Here is a 14,477-nt window from a genome sequence, read left to right as displayed (position 1 = left end):
GACTTTTTCCATATTCTTCGACTCGACCACTGGGAATTGCCGCGAAACTGTCTACAATTGATTCATCCTGCCACCCATCGACACGGGAGACGGCGGGCGAACGGCGGGCGGCTGCAGCACCCCCGTTGTCCGGCATCGTCACGCCGGCTCTTCCGGCACGACGACCACTGAATCGCCGTCCCCGACATTCGCATTGGTCCACGCAGTGACGCGTGTGCCGCATCGGGGCGCATCGCGCTCCGCCACCCCGGCGCCGACGCACGACCGACAAGTGAAAGAGGGAAGCCAGCATGTTCGAGGAAGCCACCGTCTACTCGCCGGTGATCCGGCAGGAGAACGGGACCGTGTCGGTGACGTTCGCCCGCGAACATCCCGGATTCTCCGACGCCGACTACCAGCGGCACCGGGCACGGATCGCGGAGCTGGCCCTGACGTACCGGCCCGGCGACCCGGTGCCCGAGGTGGACTACACCGCCGAGGAGGTCGACCTCTGGCGGCAGGTCGTCGGCGACCTGCAGGACAAACACCGCCGGTACGCGGCGGCGGAGTTCCTCGACGGATCGCGACGGCTCGACCTCCCGTCGGACCGGCTGCCGCAGTTGCGGGAGGTCTCCGGCCGGCTGCGCGCCCTGACCGGGTTCCATTTCACGCCGGCGGCCGGCATCGTCGGCCTGCGCGACTTCTACGGTTCCCTGGCCGAGGGCCGCTTCCAGGCCACGCAGTACATCCGGCACTGCTCGCTGCCGTACTTCTCCCCCGAGCCGGACATGATGCACGAGGTGGTCGGGCACGGCAACGCGCTGGCGAACGGCCGCCTGGCGGCGCTCTACCGCAGGGTGGGCCAGGCCGCGTGCCGCGCGGGCAGCAGGAAGGCCCTCGAGGTCCTCTCGCGGGTCTTCTGGTTCACCCTCGAGTACGGCCTGGTACGGGAGAACGGCGAGCCCAGGGTCTACGGCGCCAGCCTGCTGTCGTCGGTCGGCGAGCTGGAGCAGTTCCGCACCGCGGCGGAGGTACGGCCGCTGGACGTCGCCGCGATGGCCCGGCAGAGCTACACGGTGGAGAACTTCCAGCCGGTGCTCTTCTGCGCCGAGTCGTTCGACCAGTTGGAGGCGTTCTACGACGACTTCCTGCCCGCCGTCGAGGCCGGCGAGCCGGCGTTGGTCGGCTCCTGAGCAACGGGCGTGGCCCCGGCGGCCGCGCCGGGCCCCGGACGGGGCCCGGAGCGGCGCCCTCATCCCGTCGCTCCCGAGACGGGGCGACCGGGGCGGGCCGGTGACGGGCCGGCGTCCGCCGCGCTGCGCGGAGACAGCACCCGCAGCAGGTTCTCCCGCAGGACGAGGTCGCGGTCCCGCCGGGAGACCCCGGCGAACACCTCGTCTCCGTCGCAGACCGCGCCGACCAGCCGCTGGAGGCCGCCGGTGAGCTGGTTGAGCGGCCAGTCCGTACCGAAGATGATTTTGTGGCTGATGCCGAGCCGGAACAACCGGTTCAGGTGGGCCGGCCAGCCGCCCACGAGCGGGGAGCCCGCGAAGCCGCCGGTGTCGAGATAGACGTTGGGCCGGTGCGCCGCCAGGTACGAGCTGACCTCGACGTCCGTGACCCCGCCGTGCCCCAGCACGAAGGACACGTCCGGAAAGTCCCGGGCGGCCCGGTCCACCAGGATGGCTTCGCTGGTGGTGAAGGTCAGGGAGTGCGCCGTCGGCCCCGTGTGGACGAAGACCGGCAGGGACCGGCTCCGGCACACCTCGTAGTAGGGGTAGAGCGACGGGTCCGACGGCGAGTAGCCGCACGGGGGGTAGAGCTTCATCCCGTCGAACGCGTACCGGTCCACCAGCTCGGCGAAGGCATCCGCGCCCGCCGCGCCGCGGCGGGGGTCGGCGCCCAGGTACACCCAGAACCGGCCGGGGTGGCGCAGCCGGATCTCGTGGTGCCGGCGGGCCATCTCGGCGAGGTCGAGCCGGCCCGGCATGACCAACCCGAAGTCGGGCACCATCAGCACCGCGCGCGCGACGCCGGCTGCGTCCATCTCCGCCACCAACCGGTCGGCGTCGTGGTCGCGGTGCTGGGCGCGGTAGCTCTCGTGCAGCCGGTCCAGCGGCGGGCCGGCGGCCACCGCGTCCAACCGCCGCCGCATCCCGACGGCGACGTCACCGATGAAGGCGTCGGGGATGAAGTCCGTCGAGGCGACGTGACAGTGACCGTCGTAGATCACTGGAGGCAGTGCTCGACGGTCTGGCGGATGGTCGCCGAGCGGCCCGCGGTGAAGTTCATGAGGTCGAACCTGCGGCCGGTGCGATCCTCCAGGAACGACAGGTAGGCCACCATGCCCATCGAGTCCAGCAGGCCGGTGGTCAACAGCGGGGTGTCGGCGGTCACCGCGACCTTGGCCTCACCGTCGTTCCAGTTCTCGATCCACTCGATCAGCTCCTGGTGCAGGGCTGCGGTGTCGACCTCCATCGGGACCTCCCCTGGTGACGGCGGCCGGCGCCGCGCCGAACAGGCGCAGGGCGTTGCCGCTCATGATCATTTGACGCTCCCGGCGCTTGACGCCGGCGAGGACCGCCTCCCCGGTGAACTCGTCGACCACGGTGGTCAGCGACGCGGACAGGCGGAACGACGGCCAGCACGTCCCGAAGAGGATCTTGTGGTTGATCCCCGTGTGGAACAGCCGGTTCAGGTGCGCCGCCCAGCCGTCGGCGCTGAGCATCGACGGGAACTGGCTGATGTCCAGATGGACGTTCGGCCGGTGCGCGCACAGGTACGAGGCCTCGTCGACGTGCGTCACGCCCCCGTGGCCGAGGATGAAGTTCACGGTCGGGAAGTCCCGGGCGGCGTCGTCCACCAGCAGGGGCCGCCCGAGCGTGAAGTCGAGCGGGCCCCAGCCCGGCCCGGTGTGCGTGAGCACGGGCAGGCCCCGCGCCGTACACACCTCGAAGTAGGGATAGAGCCGACGGTCGCTCGGCGAGTAGCCGGTGAGCGGGTAGAGCTTCATCCCGGCGAACCCGTACTCGGTCACGCACCGCTCGAACAGCGCCACGCCCTCCGTGCCGGCGCGCGGATCGACCCCCCACATCACCCGGAAGCGGCCGGGATGGCGGGAACAGACCCGGCGATGCAGCCGGGCCAGCTCCTCGGGCGCGACCGCGTGCCGGCTGGCCCGGGAGTAGTCGGCCGCCACCAGCACCGCCTGGTCGATCCCGGCCTCGTCGAGCTCGGCGACCAGCCGGTCGCCCTCATGGTCCTGGTAGCCGGCGAGCAACTGGTCCAGGACGGCGCCGTACCGGTCCCGGACGCCGTACGCGGCGAGCCGGCTCGCGACGTTGGCCGCCTGCGCCTCGAGGAAGTCACGTGGGGTGGCCCGGTCGCTGGCCAGCGTGACGTGGGCGTCGACGATCATGCGACCGGGGTGGCCGAGTCCCGCCGCTGCGCGAAGTACGCGGCAACGGCCGTCCGGCTCAGCTTCATGTTCGCGGTCAGGAACGCCGAGTCGCCGCGCAGCGGTGTCGGGCTGAACAACACCGCCGCGATGCGGTGCTGGCCGTCCAGGTGCGCGTTGACCTTGCCGATCCCCTCGATGATCGCGGCGCGCTGGGCGTCGCCGTCGTCGGTCGGCGTGACGATGGCGGCGAGGCCGTGCGCGCTCGGCGTGGGCACCACGACGAGGTCCGCGACGCCGGGTACGCCGACGAAGTGGGACTCCACCTCGCCGGGGTGCACCTTGCGGCCGCTGGCGAGCGCAATGACGTCCTTCTTGCGCCCCAGCAGGGTGAGGTAGCCGTCCGCGTCCAGGCGCCCGTAGTCACCCGTGACGATGGTGCCGTCCGGGCGGAACGTCTCCTCCGCCACCTGCCGGTCCAGGCCGAAGTAGCCGAGGCTCAGCGGCGCCGGGCGGTGGATCAGCAGTTCGCCGTCCGCCAGGAAGGTCACCGCGTCCGGGTCGATGAGCTTGCCGACCGTGCCCGGGCGGTTCTCCTCCACGGTGTTCCAGCCGATCATGCCGCTCTCGGTCATCCCGTACGCCTCCAACAGGCGCACGCCCTGGGCCCCGAAGGCGTCGAGGGTGTCCCGCCGGATGGGCGCCATGCCGGTGATGGCGAAGCGCAGCCGGCCGCCGAGGAACTCGCCGAGCGGCACTCCCCCGCCCGTTCTGGTAGCGAGCTGCAACACCGCGTCGTAGAAGATCGGCGGGCCGATCAGGAAGGTCGGGCCCTCGGCGCGCAGCGCGGCGAAGACCCGCTGGTACGGCGCGAGCACCAGGTCCGCGCCGGTCCACAGGCAGCAGTAGACCGACAGCCGCTGCTGGTAGTTGGCCAGCGGCAGGAAGATCAGGTGCCGGTCCCGCGACGAGATGTGGAAGCTGTCGATGAACCGCCGGATGACGTACTCGGTGCCCTTGCGGCTGATCCGCAGGCCCTTGAGCGTTCCGCTGGTGCCCGAGGAGTAGACGAGGCTGTGCAGGTCCGGCGGCGTGTCCGGGGCCGGGCGGGCGGGATCGCCGGGATGCGTCTCGTCGCCGAGGACCAGCAGCGCGAGGCCGTGCCGCGCGGTGAACGCCGGCACGTCGTCGACGGGGAAGTCGTCCGGGAACGCCTGGATCACGGCGCCGACGAGGAGCGCGCCGAGGTCCCAGCTCAGCCAGTCGAGGCTGTTGGGGGCGCGCAGCCCGACGACGTCGCCCGCCCGGACGCCGGCGGCGCGCAGCTGCTCGGCCCGGCGCTCCGCGAGATCCGCCAGCGCGGCGTGGCTGATCTCCCGGCGGTCACCTCGGGCATCGATCTCGACGACCACGGCGTCGGTGTTGTCGCGGTACTGCTCGAACAGGTGGGCCAGTTCCATGGTCAGTCCCTCGCGTCGGTGGCGCCGGCCGGCTGGCGCAGCCGCGCCAGCAGGGTGTCGAGGCGGTCGTGTGCGAGGCGGCCGACGTGGCCGCCCAGCATGGGTTCGTACGGGCCGGTGCCGGCGTCCCAGTCGAGGCGGACGGTGAGCACGCTGCCGCCCGCCTCGTCGGGCCGCCAGCGCACCGAGCGCTCGAGCCGGTTCCAGAGCCAGTCGGGCTCGGCGCGCAGCACGACGCCGTCCGGCGTGACCTCGGCGTGGTCGGTCCACCGCGCCGTCCGGCCGCCGATCGTCCCGGCGAAGTCGGGCTCGACGACGGCGCCGGCCGCCTCGGAATCGGCCGCGGCACCGGCCGCCTCGGGATCAGCCGTGGCGCCGGCCGCCTCGGGATCAGCCGTGGCGCCGGCCGCCTCGGGATCAGCCGTGGCGCCGGCCGCCTCGGGATCAGCCGTGGCGCCGGCCGCCTCGGGATCAGCCGTGGCGCCGGCCGCCTCGGGATTGACGGCGAACGGGTCGAGCAGGTGCGGCCGCGCGCGCAGGAGCGCCACCAGCTCGGCGGGGCTCAGCGGTACGGCCACCGTCCGCGTCAGCGGGGACAGCCGCACCGGCACCGGGCCGGCGGGGCCGTCCAGGGTGTCCAGCACGTCGTCGAGCACGGCCAGGCCCGCCACCAGGTCGTCAGTGGAGATCACCATCGGCGGTTGCACCCGCAGCACCCGGTTGTTGTAGAGCGAGTACGTCGAGGTGACCCGGCGGCGCAGCAGCTCGCCGAGGACCATGCCGCCCAGCGACTCGTCGTGGAATTCGAGGCCGTGCATCATGCCGACGCCGCGGTGCGCGGACAGCAGCCGGGGATGGCGGGCCACCGCCGCGGCCAGCCGCTCGGTGATCAGCGCGCCCTTGTCGACCACGGACGCGAGGAAGCCGTCGGCGGTGGCGATGTCGAGCACCTCCAGGGCCACCCGGCAGGCCAGCGGGTTGCCGCCGAGGCTGGAGCCGAAGGTCGACGGCTGGTCGCGCAGGGACTCCCAGACCCGCACGGTGCCCATGACGGCGGAGATCGGCACGACCCCGCCGCCGAACGCCTTGCCGATGCACATCAGGTCGGGGGTGACGCCGAAGAGCTGGTGCGCGAAGAGGGCGCCGCAGCGGCCGAAGGCGGTCTGCATCTCGTCGAGGATCAGCAGCGCGCCGCGCTCGTCGCAGAGTCGCCGCACCTCGGCGAGGTATCCCTCGGGTGGCAGCACCACCCCGCCCTCCGCCTGCACCGGTTCCAGCAGCACCGCCGCCGTGTCGGTGCCGACCGCGCGGTCGAGGGCGTCCAGGTCGCCGAAGGGCACCTGCCGGAAGCCGTCCATGAACGGGCGGAACAGCGCGGCGTGTTCCGGGCGGCCGGACGCGCTGAGGGTGGCGAACGTCTTGCCGTGGAAACAGTCGACCGCGGTGACGAATCCGGGCCGCCCGGTCGCCGCCCGGGCCAGCTTCAGCGCGTTGTCGATGCTCTCGCCGCCGCCGTTGGCGAGGTACGCGTACGGCAGCCGGCCGCCGGTGACCGCCGCCAGGCGGGCGGTCAGCCGGATCTGCACCTCCTCGAACATGATCTTCGTGCTGTTGAGGCGGCGGGTGGCCAGTTGCTCCTCGATCGCCGCGATCAGCCGGGGATGGGAGTAGCCGAACGACTGGTTGCCGTACTGGTCGAACAGGGCCAGCAGGCGACCCCCGTCCTCGTCGGCGACGAAGCTCTCCGTTCCCTCGCCCTGGACGCCGCAGCCCATGACGAAGGACATCGTGGCGTAGGTGGGATGGTTGTGTGCCGCCTTCGACTCGGCGAGTCGCTGTCGGTGTGATCGCACGGTGGCTCCGTCCCCTGTACCTGTCAGGCCGCGGCGGCGTACGCGTGGTAGTCGGCGAAGAAGTACTGCAGGAGCCGGCTGGCCCGGCCCTCCTCGGTGTGGCACCGGCGCGCGGCGGCCTCGACGTCGAGGGCGCCCACGACGCTCAGCGGGGCGTTGTGGAACCGTTCGTCCGCGTACGGCGGGGTCAGCGCCACGAAGCCGACCTCCAGGTAGAACGGGCGCAGGCCGCCGGTGTCCTCGTCGGCGAAGAAGTCGCCGAGCACGTGGGTGGCGCGGTGCCGCGTGACGCTGTACACCAGCGCCTCCCGCATGAGGGCCATGCCGACCGACTGCTGCCGGATGCGCGGCAGCGTCATCAGGTGGCCGAACTCCACCAGCCGGTGCCCCGGCCGGCGCAGGGCGCCGAGGTCGACGACGTCGTCGCACGGCAGGCCGATCTCGCCGTCGGGCACCACCTTGATCGTGCCGATCGCCCCCGTCTCGTCCTCGGCCAGGATGTAGCTGGCGTACCCGTCGAACCGGTCGAACGTGGTCGCCGTGTCGGCGACGTCCGTGAGGCGGGACTGGTCGTGCACGTACACCGCCTCACGCAGCCGGATCACGGCGTCCCAGTCCTCCGGCGACTCCGCCACCCGGAAGCACGTCACGTCGGCCATCAGCCGCGCACCACCTTTCGGAAGAAGTCCACGTAGCTGGTGTGGAAGTACTTCAGTCCCGGCCGCACCTCGGCGTGCAGCTCCGGCAGCCGTTCGATCGGCAGGTTGGGCATGAGGTGGTGCTCGACGTGGAAGTTGTTGCCGTTGGTGAACCACGTCATCAGGCGGTTCGACCGGATGGTGCGGGTGTTGGCGAACGGGTCCTCGCTGAGGGTCTCGCAGCGGAAGTGCTCCGGCAGCTCGATGGCCGCGTGCACCGGGCCGGCCACCAGCAGCAGCGGAAGGATCCACACCCACAGCACGACGGGGTCGCGCAACGCGACCGAGAGCGCCGTCATCGCCAGGACGGCCGCGAGGATGACGTGGTGGTCGCGCCGGATGCGCCGGGACGTGGCCGCCGACTCGCCGGCGTAGTCGCGGCGCAGCGCGGCCCGCGCGGCGTTGACCAGGAAGAGCCGGTAGAAGTGGAGCATCGTGAAGCGGACGGTCCAGGTCAGCGCGGTACGCCACCGGGAACGCCGGCCGTCCGCGCCGTACTGGTCGCCGTAGTCGAAGAACTCCCGGTTCTCCGGCGTACCCAGGTCGCGGTGGTGCCGCATGTGGGTCGCGCGGTAGGCGGCGAACGAGATCAGCATGGGTACGCCGAGCACGATGCCGGCCACCGTGTTGGCCCGTCGGTTGCGGAACCCGAGGCTGTGCAGGGTCTGGTGCTGCAGTTCCGCGGCGTGGGCGAACATGCACCCGAGAAGCACCACGCCGACGACGCGGCTCCAGAGCGCCGGATGCAGCGCGATCGCCGCTCCGCCGCCGGTCAGCGCGGCGCAGAGGGCCAGCTTCGCGGCGAACGTGCGGTTGTTGATCGCGGTACGCAGGTGCCTGAACTCGCCTCGCAGCTCCGCCAGGGCCACGGGGCCGGCGCCGCTGCGAGGCTGCTGATCGTCGACGGTCGTCATCAGCCCGTCACCTTCTGCCGCCGGCCACTCTCCCCGTCCGGGGCGCCGGCGGCGGTCGCGGTCAGGCGGTCCAGTGCGGAGCGCAGGATCTCCCCGAGGCGGGCGAGCGGCTCCGGCTCGAACGGTTCCTCCGGTCCGCCGAGCTCCTGTCTCGTGACGACGACGGTGTCGCCGCGGTACGTCGGTCCGCCGGTACCCGCCCCCTCCACCAGCACCACCGTCCCCGGTGGCGCGTCCCCGCCGGGCAGCGCGGCGGCGATCCGTCGGGCGAGTTCGGCGCCGCCGCCCACGCCGAGGAGGTGGTACGGGCCGGGCACGCCCGTCGCCCGGATGCGCTCGACGTGCGCGGCGACGACGTCGCCGGCGTCCGGGGCCGGGGTGCGCAGGCCGTACAGCGGGCGGTCCGGCAGGTGGGGGGCCAGGCGCAGATACACCCACGGGTCCGTGCCGGGCGCGGCGACGCAGAACAGCGGCTCCCGGCCGCCGGCCGTGCGCAGCGGCACCAGCGGCTCCCGGCCCCAGTCCGCGCCGACCGTGGCGGCGACCTGCTCGGCGACCGCCGCCACGGTCAGGTTCCGGAAGAGCTCCCGGACGCCGAGTTGCACCCCGAAGCGGCTCCGGAGCCGGCCGACGAGCCGCGTCGCCGACAGCGAATGGCCACCCAACTCGAAGAAGTTGTCCCGCAGGGCGATCGCGGGAATCTGGAGTACCTCGCAGAAGGCGGCGGCGACCGCCTCCTGCACCGGGCCGCGCGGCGGCCGGCGGGCTGGTTCGCCGGCGCCGCGCAGGTCCGGCAGGGCCCGCCGGTCCAGCTTCCCGCTGCGGGTCAGCGGCAGGTCGTCGAGCACGCCCAGCAGCTGGGGCACGAGGTGGGACGGGAGGTCGTTGCCCAGCGCCCGCCGCAGTTCACGCGGGTCGAGCCGGGCGCCGGGGGCCGGCACGACGTAGCCGAGCAGGCGCCGCTCGCCGGTCGGGTCCTCGTGCACCGTCGCCGCCGCCCGCGCCACGCCGGGCAACCGGACCAGGGCCGCCTCCACCTCGCCGAGCTCGATGCGGAACCCGTTGACCTTCGCCTGGCCGTCGTCGCGGCCGACGAACTGGAGCTGCCCGTCGGCGTTCCACCGCACCAGGTCCCCGCTGCGGTACATCCGCGCGTCGCGTCCGGCGAAGGGGTCGGGCAGGAACCGCCCGCCGGTCAGCCCGGGCTTGTTCAGGTAGCCCAACGCGACGCCCGCGCCGCCGATGTACAGCTCCCCCACCGCGCCGACCGGCACCGGCCGCAGCCGGTCGTCGAGCACGTAGACGCGCAGATTCCGCAGCGGGGTACCGATCGGCGGGGTGGCGTCGGCCGGGGACAGCGGCTGGCTCATCGCGGTCGAGATGGTGCCCTCGGTCGGGCCGTAGCCGTTGATGAGCCGGCAGACCGGGGCGAACCGCTCGACGACCGTGGGCGCCGCGGCCTCCCCCACGATGGAGACGGTCGTCCCGGGCGGCAGGTCCGCCGGCGCCAGCTGGGCGAGGACCGACGGTACGAGCACCACGTCGTTCACCCGCTGCCGGTGCAGCAGCGCCGCCAGGTCGGGGCCCGGAGCGAGCTGCTCCTGGGGCGCGCCCACCAGCGTGCCGCCCAGGAAGATCGACTGGGTCATCTCGCCGACGAAGGCGTCGAAACTCGGCGAGGCGAACTGCAGGGTGCGCCGGCCCGGCCCGGGCCCGAGGCGGTCGACCATCGCGTTGGTCACGTTCACCACGCCCCGGTGCGCCACCACGACCGCCTTCGGGGTGCCGGTGGAACCGGAGGTGTAGATCAGGTACGCGGGCGACCGCGGCGAGAACGGCGCGAGCCGGTCGGCGTCGGTGAGCCGCTTCGGCGACTCCGCGGCCAGCGCCGCCCCGGTCGTCGGCGCGTCCAGGACCAGGATCCCGACACCGTCGCCCGCGACGGCGGCGGTGTCCTCGTGCGCCAGGACGACGCTCAGCTCGGCGTCGGCCACCATGAACGCGATGCGTGGCGCGGGGTAGGCGGTGTCCAGGGAGAGGAAGGCCGCCCCGGTCTTCAGCACCGCCAGCGCCGCGACGACGAGGTCCGGGCAGCGGGGCAGGGCCAGGCCGACCGTCCGTCCCGGTCCGACACCGCGGGCGACCAGGAGACGCGCCAGCTGGTTGGCGCGTTCGTCCAGGGCGCGGTACGTGACGACGGTGTCCGCGTAGTGCAGCGCCGGCGCGTCCGGCGTGCGGTCGGCCCACTCCTCCACCATCTGGTGCACGCCGATGTCGGGGATGTCGTGGCTCGGACCGGTGCCGAGGTCCCGCAGGCGGCGCAGCTCCGCCTCGTCGACCATCGGGACGTCGGCCACCGCGGTCGCCGGGTTGGCGGCCGCGGCGGCGTCGAGGAAGACGAGCAGCCGCCGCAGGTGGGCGCCGAGTTCGGCGGCCGAGTAGCCGCCCGCGTCGGCGTCGAGGATCAGTTCGACGCCGCCGTCGGGAAGCTGGAAGAAGATCGCGGAGAAGTCCTCGATGTCGGGCTTCGACAGCGTTCGGAGGGCGGACTGTCGACCGGCGAAGTCCAGCGGCGTGTCCGTCCCCATCACGTTGACGATCGGACCCCACAACGCGCGTCCCGTGCCGGTCAGGCCCAGATCGGCGATCATGCGGGTGGTGGGGTACCGGCTGTGCAGCAGGGCTTCGCGCAGTTCCACGGCGACCGACGTCAGGAGGTCGCCGAGCTTCGCCTCCGAGGTCAGCCGCAGCCGAAGCGGCATCCCGTTCGTCGTCATGCCGGGCACCGCACGCTCGGCGCGGCTGACCCTGGCGGTCACGGGCATCCCGACCACCAGGTCGTCCGCTCCGGTCATGCGCGCCACGTACGCGCTCACCAACCCGACGGCCAGCTCGGACCAGCCGACCCCGAAGCGGGCCGCGGCGGCCCGTAGCCGGGCCAGGAGGTCGGCGGGGACGGCGGCACGCTGCCGCACGACGGTGCCGGACCGCGCGTACCGCCGGCCGGCCAGCCGCACCGGTTCCGGCAGGTCACGCAGGCGCTCCGCCCAGAACGCCCGGTCCTGCTCGTGTCGGGGGCTCGCTCGGTAGCCGGCCTCGGCGTCGACGAGGACCTGGTACGGCGGGAACGGCCGGCCCACCCCGGCCTCGCCGGCGGCGGGCGCCGCGACGAAGGCGGTGTAGAGCTCGGCGGTACGGCGGTGCAGCGCGGCCAGGCTCCAGCCGTCGATCACCAGGTGGTGCACCCGGCGGTAGAGGACGTGGTGCGAGGGCCCGAGCCGCAGCAGCGCGGTGGTGCACAGGCCGGAGCCGAAGACGTCGACCGGGGCGGCGGTGTCGGCCTCCATCCAGTCCGCCGCCGCCCGCTCCGGGTCGGCCGCGGCACAGACGTCCACGAACCGCAGCGGTGTGGCGGCCGCCGGGTCCACGTACTGCACCGGCCCGTCCGCCGTCGCCGCGAACCGCAGACGCAGCGCCTCCGCCTCCCGCTCCACCTGCCGGTGCGCGGCGGCCATGGCGTCCCGGTCGACCGGGCCGAAGAGGTCGATGCGGTCGCTGATGCTGCGGGACGCGACGCCGGAGCCCAGCGACTCGGCCAGCCACACTCCCGACTGGGCCGGCAGCAGGGGCCATAACTTCGGCTCGGTCGTAGACACGTTTAAGCCCTCCCCGCGCATGCCGCTCCCTCCGAGACAGTCCCCTAGCAATTAGCACGACGGGAAACGCGCCGACACCGAACATTTACCCGCACGATTGGCAACCTTCCGGACGCCCCCCTGCATTTCGGCGGGACGGACACCCCAACGCCCCCTGTGCGAGAAAATAAGTTGCTTTTCAGTTCGATGAACACCGATGGACTTCGCTATGGTTGCGGCGGTGGCATTCACGGGGAGGGTGCCGAGGCCGATGAGTGACGTACCGGAAAGCTTCCTTAAGGAGTTCCGCCTTCTCGAACCGCATCTGGACGAGCGCCAGCGCCGGCTGGTACTGGCCGCCCGCGCCGTCTCCCTCGGCCAGGGCGGAGCCCGCCGGATCGCCCGCGCCGTGGGCGTACACCCGCACACCGTGTCCAAGGGGATCCGGGAGCTCCAGGGGCCCGAACAGAGCCGCGGCAACCTGCGCCGGCCGGGCGGCGGGCGCAAGAAGATCACGGAGAGCAACCCGGAGGTGCTGCCGGCCCTCCTCGACCTGATGGAACCGGGCCCCGCCACCACACCCCACCTGCAGTGGACGGCCTCGTCCACCCGTGCGCTCGCCGCGGACCTGCAGCGCCGCGGCCACCGCATATCCGCCTGGTCGGTGGCGAGCCTGTTACGGCAAAACGGGTTCCGCCTCTTCCCCGGCTCCCGCCCGGCGGGCCACGAGAGCCAACTCGACCGGCGGGAGCAGTACCGGCGGGTGAACGAACGGGTGGGTCAGTGGTTGGCCACGCGGCAGCCGGTGGTGACCGTGAGCATCCGGCGCGACGGGATCGGTGTCCCCGCCGCCCCGGACACGGCGTACCCGCGCGATGCCCGCCCACCCGACACCGCCACGGCGACGACGAGCCGCCAAGCGGCCGGCCCGATCGCCGACGGGGCGGATCGCAACGCCGAGGACGGAAGGGTGACCCTGGCAGCGGGCGCGATCCGCACCTGGTGGGAACGGCAGCCGGCATGGAGCGGCCAACTCCTGGTGGTGGCCGACACCACGGTGTGGGCGGCCGGCAGCCGAGCCTGGCGCCGCGCCATGACGAAGCTCGCGGGCGAGACCGGGCTGCTCATCTCCGTCTGCTACCTGCCGCCGATCACCATGCGCTGGGTCCGGATCAACGAACTCATCCGCTCCACGCTGATGGTGCAGCGCAGCGGCCGGGAACCCGACCGTCACGAGGTCGAGCTCGGCGTCATGGCCGGCACCGGTCGCGGTACCCGGCGGGTCGCCCCGGCGCCAGAAGGGCCCCCGGCATGGAACTACACGGTCGCCCCGACCACGTGAACATTCCAGCTGAAGACCCGCCTCCGGCACTCCTCACGCAATCGTTCGACCTACCCGGAAAAATGGCCGCAGCATTCCACCTCCCGGTCGTCGCGGAACGCCGAATTGCCGTGGCGGCGATGTGAATCGCAGCACCGCTTTCCAGCCGCGTCGACCGTCCACTCCAGATTGTGGCCCCGATCCCAATCGTGATGGGTCAGGCGGCTCCTTCATCCAGTGGCCACAGGCGGATCAAATACCGCTCGATGCCGTCGAGAGAACGCCACGCCGCCCTGGTCTCCTCCGCCGAGGCGCGGCTGGTCTCGTCGCTCACCCGCCGGGCCGCGTCCTGCACCTCGGTACGTCCCACGTGTCCCACGGCCAGGCCATAGCCGCCCGGCCCCGCCCCGAGCTCGATGCGGGGCGGGTCGGGCAGCGTGACCAGGTCGGCGTCGAGAACGACGACGTTGGTGGGTGAGGTGAACCGCACGCGGTCCTGCCGTGCGGGCGCTGTTCCTCCCCGGTGTCGGCAGCAACGTCGCGAAGCAGAAACAGGCCGTCCTCGGTGGAAAGAACAACTTCCAGCGTCGTGGCGACGGCTGTCTCCTGGGCGGCTCGGATTTCCCCGCCCGTCTGGTCAACCATCGCTGACCACAACGACTTCCTCACCCTCACCCGACGGTGGCTCGAAGCTCTCAAGATAGCGAGTCAGCAGCCCGTCATTGATCGGAAACGCGGCGTTGGCGTCAAAACGCGCGGCTCGCTTATGCAGCCGCGCCCGCAGCAATGCCGGGTCGGCCTGAAGGTAGAACGAGACCACGCGGCCGGCGACCAGCAGGTCGGTGCGCAGCGTCTTGACCGTGTGGTAGGCCGGCATCTGGGAGTCGGCCGGCGGGAGGTCCGGCCACGGTCGGGCCAGCCAGGGGCGCAGGTCGACGGGGCGTTCCAGGACGATCGGGAACCGGGACAGTGTCACCAGTTCCCCGGAGACCGCGACGTGGTAGTCGGGGAACTCGCGGCGCAGCCGTTCCGGGTCGGTCAACGGCAGCGGTGACCAGTCGCGCGTGTCGATGTAGAGCTGCTCCTGCAGGTCTTGACTTCCTCTGCCCCCTGAAGAGGGCAGATTCCTGGCGGCGCTCATGCGGCACGCCGGGTGGTTGACGCTTCGCAGCCCACAGGTGCCGGGCTCCACGTCCGTACACGACCAAGCCCGGCCGCGT

The 14,477-nt window shown here is 72.5% G+C and carries 13 protein-coding genes; 3 read left to right on the top strand and 10 right to left on the bottom strand.

Going from position 1 to position 14,477, the window contains the following annotated elements; all coding sequences use genetic code 11:
- Window positions 1–290: 290 nt before the first annotated feature.
- The gene (locus ABGB16_RS25950; RefSeq protein ID WP_347670705.1) at window positions 291–1,172 is read left to right on the top strand and encodes a phenylalanine 4-monooxygenase; all 882 of its coding nucleotides are present in this window, start codon (window positions 291–293) and stop codon (window positions 1,170–1,172) included.
- Window positions 1,173–1,231: 59 nt separating this feature from the next.
- Here the strand turns inward: ABGB16_RS25950 and ABGB16_RS25945 are convergent, their stop codons facing one another.
- Genes ABGB16_RS25945 through ABGB16_RS25910 form a run of 8 tightly spaced genes read right to left on the bottom strand, consistent with a single transcriptional unit; the run spans window position 1,232 to window position 11,957 of the window.
- Window positions 1,232–2,212, bottom strand: a complete 981-nt coding sequence (locus ABGB16_RS25945; RefSeq protein ID WP_347670704.1) for an amidohydrolase family protein — start codon at window positions 2,210–2,212, stop codon at window positions 1,232–1,234.
- A complete protein-coding gene (locus ABGB16_RS25940) occupies window positions 2,209–2,457 on the bottom strand; it encodes a hypothetical protein (RefSeq protein WP_347670703.1) in 249 nt (82 codons plus the stop codon). Before ABGB16_RS25940 ends, ABGB16_RS25945 begins: the two co-directional genes overlap by 4 nt.
- Window positions 2,390–3,397, bottom strand: coding sequence for an amidohydrolase family protein (locus tag ABGB16_RS25935; protein ID WP_347670702.1), 1,008 nt, complete (start codon window positions 3,395–3,397; stop codon window positions 2,390–2,392). The genes ABGB16_RS25940 and ABGB16_RS25935 overlap by 68 nt, the downstream gene beginning before the upstream one ends.
- Window positions 3,394–4,836: an AMP-binding protein gene (locus ABGB16_RS25930; protein ID WP_347670701.1), complete on the bottom strand. Its 1,443-nt coding sequence runs from the start codon at window positions 4,834–4,836 to the stop codon at window positions 3,394–3,396. Before ABGB16_RS25930 ends, ABGB16_RS25935 begins: the two co-directional genes overlap by 4 nt.
- Window positions 4,837–4,838: 2 nt before the next feature.
- Window positions 4,839–6,689 carry an aminotransferase class III-fold pyridoxal phosphate-dependent enzyme gene (locus tag ABGB16_RS25925; RefSeq protein ID WP_347670700.1) on the bottom strand — a complete coding sequence of 617 codons (1,851 nt, stop codon included), beginning with the start codon at window positions 6,687–6,689 and terminating at the stop codon, window positions 4,839–4,841.
- Window positions 6,690–6,712: 23 nt separating this feature from the next.
- Complete coding sequence (locus ABGB16_RS25920) at window positions 6,713–7,348, bottom strand: GNAT family N-acyltransferase (RefSeq protein ID WP_347670699.1); 636 nt, start codon at window positions 7,346–7,348, stop codon at window positions 6,713–6,715.
- The gene (locus ABGB16_RS25915) at window positions 7,348–8,301 is read right to left on the bottom strand and encodes a fatty acid desaturase (protein ID WP_347670698.1); all 954 of its coding nucleotides are present in this window, start codon (window positions 8,299–8,301) and stop codon (window positions 7,348–7,350) included. Before ABGB16_RS25915 ends, ABGB16_RS25920 begins: the two co-directional genes overlap by 1 nt.
- The gene (locus ABGB16_RS25910) at window positions 8,301–11,957 is read right to left on the bottom strand and encodes an amino acid adenylation domain-containing protein (RefSeq protein ID WP_347670697.1); all 3,657 of its coding nucleotides are present in this window, start codon (window positions 11,955–11,957) and stop codon (window positions 8,301–8,303) included. The genes ABGB16_RS25915 and ABGB16_RS25910 overlap by 1 nt, the downstream gene beginning before the upstream one ends.
- A gap of 250 nt (window positions 11,958–12,207) precedes the next feature.
- Here ABGB16_RS25910 and ABGB16_RS25905 point away from each other — a divergent pair, with 250 nt between their 5' ends.
- Complete coding sequence (locus ABGB16_RS25905) at window positions 12,208–13,278, top strand: hypothetical protein (protein ID WP_347670696.1); 1,071 nt, start codon at window positions 12,208–12,210, stop codon at window positions 13,276–13,278.
- Window positions 13,279–13,474: 196 nt separating this feature from the next.
- On the opposite strand, the gene ABGB16_RS25900 is transcribed toward ABGB16_RS25905, so the two are convergent.
- Entirely contained in the window at window positions 13,475–13,747 is a 273-nt protein-coding gene (locus ABGB16_RS25900; protein WP_347670695.1) for a hypothetical protein, read from the bottom strand.
- A gap of 11 nt (window positions 13,748–13,758) precedes the next feature.
- On the opposite strand from ABGB16_RS25900, the gene ABGB16_RS25895 reads away from it, so the two are divergent.
- Complete coding sequence (locus ABGB16_RS25895) at window positions 13,759–13,908, top strand: hypothetical protein (protein ID WP_347670694.1); 150 nt, start codon at window positions 13,759–13,761, stop codon at window positions 13,906–13,908.
- On the opposite strand, the gene ABGB16_RS25890 is transcribed toward ABGB16_RS25895, so the two are convergent.
- The gene (locus ABGB16_RS25890) at window positions 13,895–14,449 is read right to left on the bottom strand and encodes a hypothetical protein (protein WP_347670693.1); all 555 of its coding nucleotides are present in this window, start codon (window positions 14,447–14,449) and stop codon (window positions 13,895–13,897) included. The two genes, ABGB16_RS25895 and ABGB16_RS25890, sit on opposite strands and share 14 nt — an antisense overlap.
- Window positions 14,450–14,477: the final 28 nt, after the last annotated feature.

The sequence above is a fragment of the Micromonospora sp. B11E3 genome (assembly GCF_039871625.1).
In the GTDB taxonomy this organism is placed as follows: Bacteria; Actinomycetota; Actinomycetes; order Mycobacteriales; family Micromonosporaceae; genus Micromonospora.
Note: the sequence above shows the minus strand (reverse complement) of the source record. Positions and strands in the feature narration are given on the sequence as shown.

Excerpts from the sequence above, each read along its gene's own strand:
- ABGB16_RS25950 (WP_347670705.1), top strand. The coding sequence starts at position 291 with ATGTTCGAGGAAGCCACCGTCTACTCGCCGGTGATCCGGCAGGAGAAC.
- ABGB16_RS25940 (WP_347670703.1), bottom strand. The coding sequence starts at position 2,457 with ATGGAGGTCGACACCGCAGCCCTGCACCAGGAGCTGATCGAGTGGATC.
- ABGB16_RS25935 (WP_347670702.1), bottom strand. The coding sequence starts at position 3,397 with ATGATCGTCGACGCCCACGTCACGCTGGCCAGCGACCGGGCCACCCCA.
- ABGB16_RS25930 (WP_347670701.1), bottom strand. The coding sequence starts at position 4,836 with ATGGAACTGGCCCACCTGTTCGAGCAGTACCGCGACAACACCGACGCC.
- ABGB16_RS25920 (WP_347670699.1), bottom strand. The coding sequence starts at position 7,348 with ATGGCCGACGTGACGTGCTTCCGGGTGGCGGAGTCGCCGGAGGACTGG.
- ABGB16_RS25915 (WP_347670698.1), bottom strand. The coding sequence starts at position 8,301 with ATGACGACCGTCGACGATCAGCAGCCTCGCAGCGGCGCCGGCCCCGTG.
- ABGB16_RS25905 (WP_347670696.1), top strand. The coding sequence starts at position 12,208 with ATGAGTGACGTACCGGAAAGCTTCCTTAAGGAGTTCCGCCTTCTCGAA.